The organism is Tindallia texcoconensis (genome assembly GCF_055383815.1).
The window spans coordinates 1,413,281-1,426,434 of record NZ_AP042431.1; the positions used below are offsets into that span (position 1 = coordinate 1,413,281).

At 38.4% G+C, this 13,154-nt stretch carries 11 protein-coding genes; 2 read left to right on the plus strand and 9 right to left on the minus strand.

Going from position 1 to position 13,154, the window contains the following annotated elements; all coding sequences use genetic code 11:
- Positions 1-44: 44 nt before the first annotated feature.
- The gene (locus ACZ47N_RS06525) at positions 45-1,433 is read left to right on the plus strand and encodes a YfcC family protein (protein ID WP_464888324.1); all 1,389 of its coding nucleotides are present in this window, start codon (positions 45-47) and stop codon (positions 1,431-1,433) included.
- Positions 1,434-2,463: 1,030 nt separating this feature from the next.
- On the opposite strand, the gene ACZ47N_RS06530 is transcribed toward ACZ47N_RS06525, so the two are convergent.
- From ACZ47N_RS06530 to ACZ47N_RS06540, 3 genes are all read right to left on the minus strand, one after another.
- Positions 2,464-2,601, minus strand: coding sequence for a hypothetical protein (locus ACZ47N_RS06530; protein WP_464888325.1), 138 nt, complete (start codon positions 2,599-2,601; stop codon positions 2,464-2,466).
- A gap of 459 nt (positions 2,602-3,060) precedes the next feature.
- Complete coding sequence (locus tag ACZ47N_RS06535) at positions 3,061-3,306, minus strand: hypothetical protein (RefSeq protein WP_464888326.1); 246 nt, start codon at positions 3,304-3,306, stop codon at positions 3,061-3,063.
- A 720-nt stretch (positions 3,307-4,026) separates the two neighbouring features.
- Entirely contained in the window at positions 4,027-5,376 is a 1,350-nt protein-coding gene (locus ACZ47N_RS06540) for an aspartate aminotransferase family protein (RefSeq protein WP_464888327.1), read from the minus strand.
- A gap of 181 nt (positions 5,377-5,557) precedes the next feature.
- Here ACZ47N_RS06540 and ACZ47N_RS06545 point away from each other — a divergent pair, with 181 nt between their 5' ends.
- Positions 5,558-5,851, plus strand: a complete 294-nt coding sequence (locus tag ACZ47N_RS06545) for a hypothetical protein (RefSeq protein WP_464888328.1) — start codon at positions 5,558-5,560, stop codon at positions 5,849-5,851.
- On the opposite strand, the gene ortB is transcribed toward ACZ47N_RS06545, so the two are convergent.
- From ortB to ACZ47N_RS06575, 6 genes are all read right to left on the minus strand, one after another.
- Positions 5,823-7,247 carry a 2-amino-4-oxopentanoate thiolase subunit OrtB gene (gene ortB / locus ACZ47N_RS06550; protein ID WP_464888329.1) on the minus strand — a complete coding sequence of 475 codons (1,425 nt, stop codon included), beginning with the start codon at positions 7,245-7,247 and terminating at the stop codon, positions 5,823-5,825. The genes ACZ47N_RS06545 and ortB overlap by 29 nt on opposite strands.
- Positions 7,240-7,554, minus strand: a complete 315-nt coding sequence (gene ortA, locus ACZ47N_RS06555) for a 2-amino-4-oxopentanoate thiolase subunit OrtA (RefSeq protein ID WP_464888330.1) — start codon at positions 7,552-7,554, stop codon at positions 7,240-7,242. Before ortA ends, ortB begins: the two co-directional genes overlap by 8 nt.
- Before the next feature lie 44 nt (positions 7,555-7,598).
- On the minus strand, positions 7,599-8,375 hold the full coding sequence (locus ACZ47N_RS06560) for a glycyl-radical enzyme activating protein (protein WP_464888331.1): 777 nt from the start codon (positions 8,373-8,375) through the stop codon (positions 7,599-7,601).
- Between the two features lie 135 nt (positions 8,376-8,510).
- The gene (locus ACZ47N_RS06565) at positions 8,511-10,931 is read right to left on the minus strand and encodes a glycyl radical protein (protein WP_464888332.1); all 2,421 of its coding nucleotides are present in this window, start codon (positions 10,929-10,931) and stop codon (positions 8,511-8,513) included.
- A gap of 76 nt (positions 10,932-11,007) precedes the next feature.
- On the minus strand, positions 11,008-11,784 hold the full coding sequence (locus tag ACZ47N_RS06570; RefSeq protein WP_464888333.1) for an HpcH/HpaI aldolase family protein: 777 nt from the start codon (positions 11,782-11,784) through the stop codon (positions 11,008-11,010).
- 117 nt (positions 11,785-11,901) lie between these two features.
- Positions 11,902-13,062: a pyridoxal phosphate-dependent aminotransferase gene (locus ACZ47N_RS06575; RefSeq protein ID WP_464888334.1), complete on the minus strand. Its 1,161-nt coding sequence runs from the start codon at positions 13,060-13,062 to the stop codon at positions 11,902-11,904.
- Between the last annotated feature and the right edge of the window lie 92 nt (positions 13,063-13,154).

Consider the following 13,154-nt stretch of genomic DNA (forward strand, 5'->3'; position numbering starts at 1 on the left):
TTTCCATCATCTTATACCATCAACGATCGAATAGGAGGGTTTTTATGAATAAAATCAAGATACCTCACACATATGTGCTGTTGTTTATGGTTATTGTCATTGCTGTTATTATGACCTATATTGTTCCTGCTGGGGAGTTTCAACGCGTAGAAGACCCCGAAACAGGCAGAATAGTGGTTGTCGTTGATAGCTTTGAATATGTAGAACAGACACCCGTTACACCCTTTGGATTATTTGAATCAATTCCCCAGGGTATGGTTCAAGCTGGTCTTATAATTTTCTTTGTATTAATGATCGGTGGATCTTTTGGAATTATCCAATCCACCGGAACCATTGATGCAGGAATCGGAACAGTAGTTAAATCTATGGCAGGAAAAGAAAAATTAATCATACCCATTATCATGTTTGTATTTTCTTTAGCAGGTTCTATGTTAGGAGTTGCCGAAGAAGTGCTTCCGTTTTATCCTATTGTCATAGCTCTGGCTTTAGCACTTGGTTTTGATTCAATCACTGGAACAGCAATGATTCTACTTGGAGCCGGAGCAGGTTTCGCCGGAGCCTTCGCTAATCCTTTTACGATAGGCATTGCTCAGGGTATCTCAGGGCTTCCCTTGTTTTCAGGATTTACATTTCGCTTAATTGCCTATGTTTTAATTCTCGGAGTCTCTATGATCTATGTTTATCGTCACGCTTCCAAAGTACAAAAAGATCCCACCAGTAGTCCCACTTATGAAGAAGACTTAAAGCGACAACATAAGTTAGACCTTAATGATTTGAAGGAAATGACAGCACGTCATAAAGCTGTTTTCACAGTACTGATTATTGGCATTGCTTTTCTTGCACTCGGAGTAGGCTTATGGGGTTTTTACATCAATGAGTTAACAGCTCTATTTCTCATCATTGGTATTACAGCAGGTCTTGTCGGTGGACATAAACCTAATCAAATTGCTGAAGAGTTCATTAAGGGTGCCCAAAGCTTAGTGTATGGAGCACTCATCATTGGTCTTGCTACAACAATAATGGTTGTCATGGAAAATGGTAATATTCTAGATACTACTATATATACTTTAGCTAACTTAGTAGAAGGCTTGCCTACCGTCCTTAGCGGAGTTGGTATGTTTTTCGTCCAAACGCTGATAAATATTTTTGTCCCATCAGGTAGTGGACAAGCAGCAGTATCTATGCCTATCATGGCTCCTATGGCTGATGTTGTAGGAATAACTCGACAGACAGCCGTACTTGCTTTTCAGTTTGGAGATGGTTTTACAAATGTAATTTCGCCTACCTCTGGATATTTTATGGCAGCCCTGGCTATTGCTGGAATCAGTTGGGAAAAGTGGGCTAAATGGATGCTTCCTCTTTTTCTTATTTGGACAGTTATAGGTATCTTCCTAGTTTCAATAGCTGTTCTTATTGACTACGGGCCTTTTTAATTAATCCTTATGACAGCATAAGTAACTTCTCCAAAATATATAAAAGATATCCCCCCTTTGCTCCACAAATACTCATCCAAATACATCAGTAGATTAACACAATTTAAAGGTATTTTTTTTATCAATTGCTATAAACTCTGAACACAGTTATTTAGATCCAAGCATAAAGATATCTTCTGGTATGTTTAAGTGTTTTAGCAGGACATCAGGACGTTTCGAGACCAGTGAGGAAACACTTTTTTCTCACTGGCCTCGAACAGTTTTTTTGTACATGTTCATAGATTTTCTTATCACACCAAAGCTGACACTCGTCAATCTTTCTATCCGTTATATGGATAACCCTTTTTTGAAATCCTATATTAGTTTGTTTCTATTGTCCTAATCGAAATTTTGAACTTTACTGGTGTTGTTAATGTCTACTGCCTGTTTGATTATTTCTACAGCTTCCCGTTCAGTATAGCTTTTTCGTTTTTTCAGCACCAAATACAATGATTGTTCCTTTTATAGGCCTCTTTTCATTCCGTCTTTTCATTGGCAACATTCTCCAACAAAACATTTAGTATCTGGTCTTCGTCAATGAACGGAACAGCACCATGCCTTCATGAAAGATACCCCTTGCTAATAAGATTACTGGGAAACCATTGTTGGGCTGAGCAAACAAAAGGTATCCCTTCCCACGCTATTTGCCATCTAATCTGTTTTCTATTCTATCCGAGTGAACCTGTATGAAAACCAAGGTCGTATCGAAAGGAGGCTGGCACGACCTCTTTATGATAATGTTAGAACGGTGTTAAAACACTTAAGGATACCAGAAGATACCTTTACATGCGGCTCTGGAAAAGTGTTTTTAAAGCTTGCAGCAAGTGTAAAAAAATATCTTTAAATTGCGTAAGCTACTGATGCATTTGGCGGAGTATGTGGTATGTGTGAACCTCTTCTTTGAGTTTCTTAATTTGTTCTGCAAATAAGCCTACCAAATTCCTTAAAGATCTTGGTAGGCTCATACTATATTATTCTTTTAGTCATTAACTCAACTTTCACAAATCAAAATTGACATGTAAGGCTTCATATAGCAGGGCAGATTGTCAATCCACTGTCGAAGTTGACACATGATTACTTTGCGAAGTCGTTTATTGGTTTGCTGCATGGTATCTTCCAAAATATCCATTCACTGCTGTAGCTCCATTGCCCAATCGAGGTCGGCTATTTCGTCACAGAGCACATATAAGAGCTCGCAAATCGAACGAGGAACTTTGTTGCACCGATTCTGCCAGGATAGAATAATATACCGGACGAATACGATGGTTGTATGGCTGATGAGTACATCATAGCTACGGCTTTGAAACTCTTTTTGCAGCTTTAGGAATGACTTGGTGGTTTTGAAAAAGACTTGAATGTCCCAGCGCATGCCATAGATGTGAATGATTTCTTCTTCGCTTAATGTCAGGTCGGTACTTAAAATAGCCAGCCATTCGCTCTTTTTGTTTCAATTACAAACAAACACGACTTTAACCAGACCTCATTGGCTGTACGGTTATATTGGAACGAAGCATCCCTTTTTGCCGTGGATAGGTGTTGCCAGTTCATATAGTCATTTCAGGTCCACTTTTTTCTCGCGAACCCAGTATCATTGATTCAATTTCTTGACCATACCAATCATATCCAGACCTTGCTCTTTAATGGCTTTAATCAAGGGTGGGTGAGTAAACCAAGTATCCATCAACACATAGGATGCTTCAATGCCTTGGTTCAGTGCACGGTCAATCATTTCTGGGATTTGTACCGGAGCGTACCTAAGTGCATCCATTCGTCGCTTGTACCCGTTGCAGCGTTTATCAATGTGCTCTGCAATCCCATTAATCTGACTCGTCATGGAGCTGAGCAGGGAAAAATCTACTGGAATCTACGTGGCTCCGTCGGGCTAAGCCATCGCAAGCATATGAAACCCTTTGTAAACTCGCTTCTTTTCTGAAGAGTGGTCTAGGCATTGAGCCAGCAGTTCTACGAACTTACTGCGGGTTTGGTCCATAGGCAAAATCATCTATAATTAGCAGTTTGGGGCGGTCGTGACTGGTCAGGTGTGAGACTTTCTGGACAGTACGAGCGCTTAGATAAAGCAGGAACTTCCGCCAGGTAAAGGTAGGCTGATTCAAAAATCGATGCACCGAGTCTTTCGCTGGAATATTCTCATAGCGATCACTCTGAAAAATCCTGAACCAGTTTTTCTGTTCAAAGACCAGGCAGAGAATCAGCTGAAAAAGGTGCCTACAGGAGTAGCCAAAGAATTTGGTGATTCCCGATTTTCGAAGATACTTAAGCATATTTAGCTCTTTCATCATGACACAAATATCATTTGGTAGTTGCATTTTTTCTATCGAGTTGGTTTATCATGATAGTAGACACCTCTTCACTATGATATTTTGGGGTCTTAGCAATTCAATTATACCAAAGGTTGGGGTGTCTTTTTCTGTTTTCAGGAAAGTCAATGATACTTTTTAATCTCTACAATCTTTTTAAAAGAATGTGTTTAGTCGTTTTTTAAAGGTACAAAAGTTGAGATCTATATATATAATATAGCAATTTTACTCTATCTTTACCATCCTTTAACACTTTCTAAAATTTCATCTGGTACTCTTCCTGCATCAACATCACATAATGCTTCCTTGATGATGTCTAAAGCTTGGTCTAATTGCTCCTTAGATATTGTAAGTGGTGGTGCAATTCTAAGAACATTACCGCTAAAGAAGGTTAGAAATAGGCCTTTTTGCCAGCATCTATAGGAAACTTTTGCTGTTTTTTCCTTAGCACGCTCCTTGGTTTCATGATCCTTAACAAGATCCACACCGATCATTAAGCCCTTTCCACGAATATCTCCAATTAAAGGATGCTTTTCCTTCATTTCTTCGAAACGCTTGATAGCATGGTTTCCTAAATCTTCTGTCTTTCTAACAAGATCTTCTTTTTCTATGATATCAATGGTAGCAAGTGAAGCAGCACAGCATATAGGATTTCCTGCCGTCGAGTAGGCTCCAGCAGGCGCTCCCCATCCTTCAAGTATTTCCTTACGGGCTACAATTGCAGCCAGTGGCATTCCAGATGCGATACTTTTGCCTAAAACCATAATGTCAGGCTCTATATTATAATGCTCACTTGCAAACCATTTTCCTGTCCTACCAAAACCACTTTGTACCTCATCGGCTATTAGGAGAATACCATTTTCTTTACAAATTTTCACTAATTCTTCAATGTATGCTGCTGGTGGCTCTATAACACCAGAATCACCTTGAAAAGGCTCTAAGAATATCCCTGCTACTTCTTCAGCAGGTACAACAGTGTTGAACAACTCTTTTAACCTTCCTATACAATCCATATTGCATGAAAAATCTGATTTTTTACTATTACATCTGTAGCAGTCTGGATAAGGTATATGGTGCACATCTGGGAGGAAAGGTCCTAACTCTTTTCTCATAGGCATACACACCGCTGATAGTGTTAATGCTCCATAGGTTGTCCCATGATATGATCGAAAGTAAGAAATAACCTTTGTTCTTTTTGTATAGCTTCTAACAGCTTTGATTGCATTGTCATTGGCATCTCCTCCAGAAAGGCTGTATGCAACACGCTTCGGAAAATCTCCAGGTGTGATACGAACCAATTTCTCTGCTAGTTTTCCCATTTGTTCATGCACTGCATAAGCAGGATTGTAGTGTATAAAAGTTTTTGCCTGTTCAACAATAGCATCTACTACATCTGGGTGACTGTGCCCAACATTAGCAACACATGCACTGGATAGAAAGTCAATAATTTCATTTCCATCATAGTCCTTTAATATTGCACCTTTAGCTTCTTTAATTGCCAACGGATAAAAAGGTATTCTTGTTCCAAGAGATATTAAATTATTATCTTTGTTTATAATTTCAAGACCCTTTACTACTTCATTCATATATTGTCCCCCCCTCATAACGTCGTAGTGTCAAGTCTGACACTACTATGTTTTCTTCAAAACCTTTATTTTCTTTCAGGAGGTTCACTATTTTTTTAATAAAATAGCAATACCCCCCTCATTCTGCGTTATAATTGAAGTTCCCACACAACAAAACAACTCAAAAAAAGAGGTAATTGCTATGCAGAAAATTGCAACTCATTTATTATCAATTATCCAATACCAAAACCAGCAAATTTCTTGGTTAATACGTTTTATTTCCAAATATAATCCTCTTGACCAATGGGCTCATGATGATATCCACTCACCCAACTATCAAAAATTCAAGACAGATATTCTCCCTATGGTTATTCCTTTCATCAAGCAGGACTGGCAGTTCCTCCTCTCCTATTACGAATGGAAGTATGATAAAACGCTTAAGCCGGTTCAGCACCGAAACGGTAAGTCTATTCCTGAAGATATGTCTTGTCTTTAATGTAAGCTTCAACAAAATTAGTATCTTTCCTTATTTCCTCTATAAGATATGCAATATCTTCCTTGGTCAGTGTTGCTGGATCAACATTTTTCAAAGCATTTTTTAAATATGAAGTCCTTAATTTATCAAGATCATAATTCTTTACTGTCATTTGCTCTGGCTTTTCAGGAATAACTACTGATTTTCCTGGAACATTTTCTTTAGGATTTCCTCTTCTAACATCAATTCCTTGCTTTTTAGCAAAGGTAAGCTGAGCAGTAGGATGTTTTCCTGCACCTGTATACTCAGTTTCTTGTACTACAATTACTTCATCTTCGTTTAATTCCTTCGCAATAGCAATAGCTGCTGCTAAAGATGTGCTTCCTGCAGGTCCCCTTTCAATTCCTTCTAATTGTGCTAGCATTTCGCATGCATAGAATACTTCTCCTTGAGTTACTGTTACATATCTATCAAGATAACGAAGTGGTCTTGCAGCATTTCTAGGCACATCTGAACGATCTGGCCATGTCATAAAAGGTATACCAAATCCAGTATGTCCCGTTGTAAAGGATTTTTTATTAAAATCATTATCTGAAGCCATATGCAGACCAGAAAGGTCTACTGAAGCAGCGATGATTTGTGTATTTTCACAATTAGCCTTCTTCACTCCTCTTGCTGTTCCTGTAAGATTTCCACCACCTGCATGTGTGGCAATAACAGCTGCTGGTTCCTTTCCATATCTTCCTTTTACTTCTGTAGCAATTTCATAACCTAATGTTTCGATCCCAGCGATGCCATATGGACTGTATAAAGAGGCATTGAAGAATTTCGTCTCTTCTAATAGGGATAAGAAGTGATAGAAAAGTTCTGGTCCAACTGTTAGCTGAACAACTTCTGCACCTAATGCTTCACAGATTCTTCCCTTTTCTAAGATTTCTGGTTGACCTACTCCTCTACTATCATGTGTTTCCTGCACAACGATACATTTCATTCCCCTTAAGTTAGCTTGACTGGCAACAGCAGCACCATAATTTCCACTTGTTGCAGCAATAACACCTTCATACCCTCTTTTATGCGCTTCATATACAGATAATGCAGCACGTCTAGCCTTAAAGCTTCCCGATGGATTTTGTGCTTCATCCTTTACAAGAATAGTAGCTCCTTTTCCAGGCTCAGACATGCTACGAACTAATTTTGTAATATTTTTTAATTCCATTAAAGGGGTTTGACCTACACCTGTCTCCCTTTGAATTCTAGCAGTTTCTTCTAATGAATAACCCACTTCCTCCATCATTTTTTCATAATCAAAACCAATAGTTCCTGTGGAAAAAACCTCATAGTCAATACCTAGAGCATTTTTCATTGTTTCATTTTTTCTTTGCATTACCTCATCATAGGATTTAGTTATCTTACTCATTTTCTCCCCACCTTCCTGCAAATAAACGCCTCTTTAACTCTGATCCAATAGTTAAGATTTCTGGTACTGGATTACCATAATCAAATTCATGCCTTGGATTTACTTTTATTAATTCTCCATCTATCACTCTACCAATTAAAGTTTTGATTTGTACTTTTTCTCCTACTTTAGCATCTTCTAGTAAAAAGCCCTTTACTCTCATTTCTAAAGGAACTTGCTTTGTATCTTCTACTAGCTGTGGTGCCCGCTCATTAGTTTGCAGAATAATATTGTGTATTTCTACCCATTGACCTTTCTTCGCTTCCATCTTAACCTCTCCTATCTATTATAAAATCTGAAAGTTCCTTTTCCTTAAACAACAACAACTTCAACACCACTCTCTCCCTGCATACTTCTGGCAATTATCCGAAGAGCTTCTCTTGTTGGTGGAGTAACTCCATCTAATTCGTATGCTCTACCTAGTTGCTTGTATTTGGACTCACCTAAACGATGATATGGTAAAAGATGAATTTCTTTTACTCCTATATCCTTAGCAAAGTTAGCTGTTTTAAATAAATTGTCCTGGCTATCGTTATACCTTGGAATCACAGGAATACGGAAAATTACTTCTTTATTCTTTTCTACTGCTTTTTTTGCATTTTCAAGAATTATCTCATTGGATGTACCAACTACCTCTTGATGTTGTTGAGAATCCATCATCTTGATATCTAATAAAACCAAGTCTATCTTCTCAATCACCTTCCAAAAAATCTCCCATTTTGAGTATCCTGAAGTTTCGATAGCTATATGGGTATTTTCCTTCTTTGCCTCTTTGGCCAATGCTGAAGCAAACTCTGGCTGCATTAGCGGTTCTCCTCCAGATAGTGTCATGCCTCCACTAGAACGTCTATAGAAAGCCTTATCCCGCAACACTACACCCAACACATCTTGAACACTTATACTGTATCCCACCTTCTGGGAGGACATCTCTTCAACTTCTATTTTTTGCGATTCAGGATTAGCGCACCAAGGACATTTTAAGGGGCACCCCTTAAAAAAAACAGTAGTGCGAATCCCAGGTCCATCGTGAAGGGAATAACGCTGTATATTGTAAAGGACACCTTTTGCTTTTAGCAATGATTTCGTCATGTTTTAACACCTCTAAGGAACTAAGTTTTTAAATCTTTACTGTATACAGCTGATAGAAGAAACTTGCATTCAGCAGTTCATTTCCATCACCATTCCTATTATTTTGTATGCTTATTGAACTGCTATATCTGCTAACTACAGTGTTTGATATTCCGTTCTTCTTATAATGTCATCCTGCAGTTCTTTAGCCAGTTCTACGAAACGAGCACTATATCCCGCCACACGTATAATAAGATCTTGGTAATTTTCAGGATTTAGCTGTGCATCCTTTAGTGTACTTTCGTCCACTACATTCACTTGTACTTCCTGTCCCTTTAAGTCATCGAAGTAAGTGGTTACTAAGTTAGTTAATTGCTTTAAGTTCTCTTCTGCATCTAATGCCATCTTCGTAAACTTCAAGTTTACTACGTTGCCTTCCATCGTACGGGTTTGATCGATCTTGCTGGCGGATAGTAGCATCGCTGTAGGCCCCTCTCTATCAGCACCATTAGAAGCTGACATAGAATCCCCAATTGGCATGATGGCTTTTCTACCATCGGCTGTAGCCCCTGTAGTCCACCCATGAGGTACAGTTGCCCCTAATGTAAGTATCGTCGTTGTATAAGGACGGCCATCTATATCTTTATATCTTTCAACTTCATCAAAGAAAATATTGGTCATTGTTTGCATTACTTCATCTGCATAATCATCATCGTTTCCGTATTTTGGCGCTGCCTTAAGGATTTGACGGATTTCCTCTCCTCTTTCCCCAGCGAAGTCACTATCTAATATTTCTTTTAGTTCCTCCATCGCAATATGCTTATCATCAAAAACCGCTTTTTTAACTCCCGTTAGGGAGTCACCTGCAGTTGCTTCACCAACATGAAGAATTGGGGTTGCCCCCCATAGGGATCCACCGTAGGTCATGTCTTTCCCATTTTCAATGCAGCCTTCAATTAGAGCCGATAAGAATAAATGTGGTGTGTGCTCTCTTTGTACCATATCCACCACCGCTGCGTTGATAACTTGATGCTTTACAAAATACGCCATTTGTGTACGTACTGCCTTCAACACATCATCAAAGGTCTTAAGATCTTCTGGTTTTCCAGTCTCTGGGCCTATTTGTTTATTGATTAGACGATCCACACCATTATTTAAAGCAAGATCAACAACACGAGCCACATTTAAGAAGCCACCATTTACTCTGCCTTGGAAGCCTCTAGGAGCTAATTCAACACAACCAACTACTCGATAGTCTCTCATGCGCTCTATTGGCATATCTGGAATCCCTTTTTCTAAGGCTTCTATACAGCCCTCATCTCCAAACATAGCTGGCATGCCAGTCCCTAGCTTAACAACCTCTGCCACCCTCATTTTAAAGTCCTGTGACGTTCCCTTATGGAACCTTACTGTAAACTGTGGATTTGTCAATCTGATATGCTCTTGACTGGTAAGCATCAAGTAACTTAATTCATTGGTTGCATCTTCCCCTTCTGGTGTCTGTCCACCGATGGTTACAGTTGGTGTCATTGGGAACCCAGGGTGAATACGAACAGATTCACTTGCTTGAACCTTAATGATTTCATTTAATTTAATCCATAGACAGTCTAATAACTCTTGAATTTCACCTATTGTATAACGACCTTCTTCTATGTCTTTTTTATAATAAGGATATAAGTACTGATCAAGACGTCCAGGACAAACAGAGTCACCATTTGTTTCAGTTTGAATAATCAGTTGCATAAAGGCAACAACTTGAATAGCATCCCATGTATCCCTTGCTGGATTTTCTGGAACCCATTGACAAACATCAGCAATTTTCTCAAGTTCTTGTTTTCTCGTAGGTTTTCCCTCTTCTTTAGCAAGCTCTAGCGCCTTTTCCCCATAACGCTTTGCATATGTTATTACAGCATCACAGCAAATAATTAATCCTTCATAGAAAATTTTTTTCTCAAGACCATCGCTTGTAGTTAAATCTAGTTTCTCAAGCTGTCCTTTAATTTCTTCTTTGATCCCTACAAGTCCAACCTTTAATAGTTTAGGAATATCATACGCTGTGTGACCATAGCCATTTTGCTCAAACAGACCACGGGTAAACATATAGGCATCCCTAGCATCTTTTGTTTCCTCTGGTAACATAGCGCGGTATCTGTCATGGACAGTTTTACCACGCCAGTATGGAAAAATATTTTTTAGATCTTCCTTTACATTTTCTGGCACAATAAAAGTGTCTTGAGTTCTTGTCTCTAATACTTCATCTAATTCTTCTTCTAACCATTTCGTAGCAAACTCAGGGAAAACAGGTGCTGACCTTCGTCCATTACTTCCGTGACTTCCCACTATTAATTCACCTTCAAATATGTTTTGTGTCATATTTTCCATAATTTTCTTTAGTGTTAGTGCTCTTCGGGTAACTGCTGGAAGTGCCTCTATTTCAGCATACACCTCTGTTACTAAAAGTGCTCTTTCACTACATAGAATAGGCTTTGAGTGAACAAGTTCTTCTCTCATGACTTCTATTCTATGGGTAACAGGTTTACTAAATACTTCTGGATTATACGTAATCATGTTTTCCATTTTTCTTCCACCACCTTCAACAGTTTTAGTGCCTCACAAAATTTCATACCATTATCTATCGTTGCTTTCCTAGACCTTATGCATCTGAATTAACTGAAGTAATTTGCTGAACGATATCTCTACAAGCCTTATAGATAATTCCTGTATCTCCCCCATAGGATATATACTGCACCCCTAAATCAATCCACTTATGGGCTCCTTCTGGACTTTCAACAAAACTTCCTACTGTCTTTCCTTTTGCTCTAGATTTTTTAACCACTTCTTCCATTAGCGTTACAACTTTAGGGTGATGTACCTCTCCTGGAATGCCTAAGGATTGAGATAAGTCATAAGGCCCTACAAATATCACGTCAATTCCGTCTACCGTTAGGATTTCATCGATATTTTCAGCTCCTTCTTCTCCCTCTATATGAATAATTACCATAGTTTCCTTATTGGCTTTTTTAAAGTATTCTTTTTTATCAAGATGACTATATTCAGCAGCTCTAACATAAAGACAAGAACCACGTAATCCTAAAGGAGCAAACTTAGCAGCCTTCACTACTGCCTCTGCATCTTCCTTTGTGCTGATTTGTGGTACTTGTACTGCATCTGCCCCGATATCTAGTGCTCTTGATATCATAACCGCATCATTAGCACTGACTCTGATGACAGGAGAAATCCCTACCAACTTAGCTGCTCGAACCATATTCTCCGCCGCCAATACATCTGTAGGACCATGTTCACAGTCAATAATTACATAGTTAAAGCCTGCTTTACCCATAATCTCAACTATTGCTGGGTTATCTAACTTTAAAAATGGTCCAACAACATGCTTTCCTTCACTGATTTCCCTTTGTATTCTATTACCCATGATGGTCCCCTCCTTTATAATTTATATTATTTTAATATTAAGGATGCCCGTGAAGTAGTCACTCCACGTTTATCCATATATAGTTTTTAAATAAATTTTTACTTGTTTTACTATCCCTTAAGCGTTTTCAGTAAGTCTCGTTTTTCCTAACATAACAGCAAGTCGATGTATTCCTTCTAAGATATCCTCTTTTTTTGATGCTAAAGAAATACGGATATATGGACTTCCTTCAGGTCCAAAAGTATTCCCTGGTGCGATGGCTACTTTATGTTGATTTAGAAAGTCTTTGGCAAATTCCGTAGCATTTTCACACCCTATATGCACCCATAGATAGAATGCACCTTTTGGTTGTTGATAAGGAATTTCATACTCATTCATTAATTTCGTTGCTGCCTCCATGTTGGCTTTATAAACTTCCACCATGTCTCTAATACAGTCTTGTGATCCTTTTAAAGCAGCTTCAGCAGCCTTTTGGGCAATACCGCAAGCATTCATAACATTTACCTCTTGAAATTTACCGATTTCTTTCATAATCTCTTTGTTACCAATGGCGTATCCCAGACGGTACCCTGTCATAGAATAGGTTTTAGAAAAACTAAACACTCCGATTACGCGTCCATCTGGATCATATGGTAGTGTACTAATATGGTCTCCTTCAAAAATGATTTCCTCATATACTTCATCTGAAATAAGATATAAATCATGTCTTTTCGCAAATTCTACTAATTCTTTTAATAAGCCTTGTGGAATTACTACCCCCAACGGATTTGAAGGTGAGTTAATTACTATTACTTTTGTTTTAGGTGTTACAAGACGTTCTAAGTTTTCAATAGATGGCAGGAAGTCATGCTCTGGATCTAATGCGTAAAACTTTGGTGTAGCATTAATACAGTCAATTGCCATTTTATAGTTTGGCCAAGCAATCCCCGGGATCAACAACTCATCTCCAGCATCTGCCAGGACACGAACTAGTGAGGAAACAGCCCCTACTCCTCCTACAGATACACCTACGTTCTCCCAAGTTGTTTGCAGGTTAAATCTCTTGTTTACATGGTTAGATATAGTTTCTCGTAAAGATGAAAGCCCTAAGTTTGCAGTATACTTTGTATATCCATCTTTTGCAGCTTGCATAGTAGCTTCAATAATGTGCTCCGGTGTATCAAACTGTGGTTCTCCTATTTCTAACCTAATTACATCCTCCATACCCAATGCTAAGTTCATAATTTCTCTAATACCAGATTCTTCTAAGTTTAATATTGTTTTAGATAATGATGGCATGTCGATACCTCCCTTAATTTTCACAGTAAAATCTTGTATAATTTATCTGCTGTAAAGTTAATCCATTTTCCACTTCAATTTATACTCATTTC

What these genes read in the sequence shown, in the direction of transcription:
- ortB (WP_464888329.1), bottom strand. Translation starts at nt 7,247, where the DNA reads ATGAGTAAGATAACTAAATCCTATGATGAGGTAATGCAAAGAAAAAAT.
- ACZ47N_RS06570 (WP_464888333.1), bottom strand. Translation starts at nt 11,784, where the DNA reads ATGGGTAATAGAATACAAAGGGAAATCAGTGAAGGAAAGCATGTTGTT.
- ACZ47N_RS06575 (WP_464888334.1), bottom strand. Translation starts at nt 13,062, where the DNA reads ATGCCATCATTATCTAAAACAATATTAAACTTAGAAGAATCTGGTATT.
- ACZ47N_RS06535 (WP_464888326.1), bottom strand. Translation starts at nt 3,306, where the DNA reads ATGACGAGTCAGATTAATGGGATTGCAGAGCACATTGATAAACGCTGC.
- ortA (WP_464888330.1), bottom strand. Translation starts at nt 7,554, where the DNA reads ATGGAAGCGAAGAAAGGTCAATGGGTAGAAATACACAATATTATTCTG.
- ACZ47N_RS06530 (WP_464888325.1), bottom strand. Translation starts at nt 2,601, where the DNA reads ATGGATATTTTGGAAGATACCATGCAGCAAACCAATAAACGACTTCGC.
- ACZ47N_RS06540 (WP_464888327.1), bottom strand. Translation starts at nt 5,376, where the DNA reads ATGAATGAAGTAGTAAAGGGTCTTGAAATTATAAACAAAGATAATAAT.
- ACZ47N_RS06565 (WP_464888332.1), bottom strand. Translation starts at nt 10,931, where the DNA reads ATGGAAAACATGATTACGTATAATCCAGAAGTATTTAGTAAACCTGTT.
- ACZ47N_RS06560 (WP_464888331.1), bottom strand. Translation starts at nt 8,375, where the DNA reads ATGACGAAATCATTGCTAAAAGCAAAAGGTGTCCTTTACAATATACAG.
- ACZ47N_RS06545 (WP_464888328.1), top strand. Translation starts at nt 5,558, where the DNA reads ATGCAGAAAATTGCAACTCATTTATTATCAATTATCCAATACCAAAAC.
- ACZ47N_RS06525 (WP_464888324.1), top strand. Translation starts at nt 45, where the DNA reads ATGAATAAAATCAAGATACCTCACACATATGTGCTGTTGTTTATGGTT.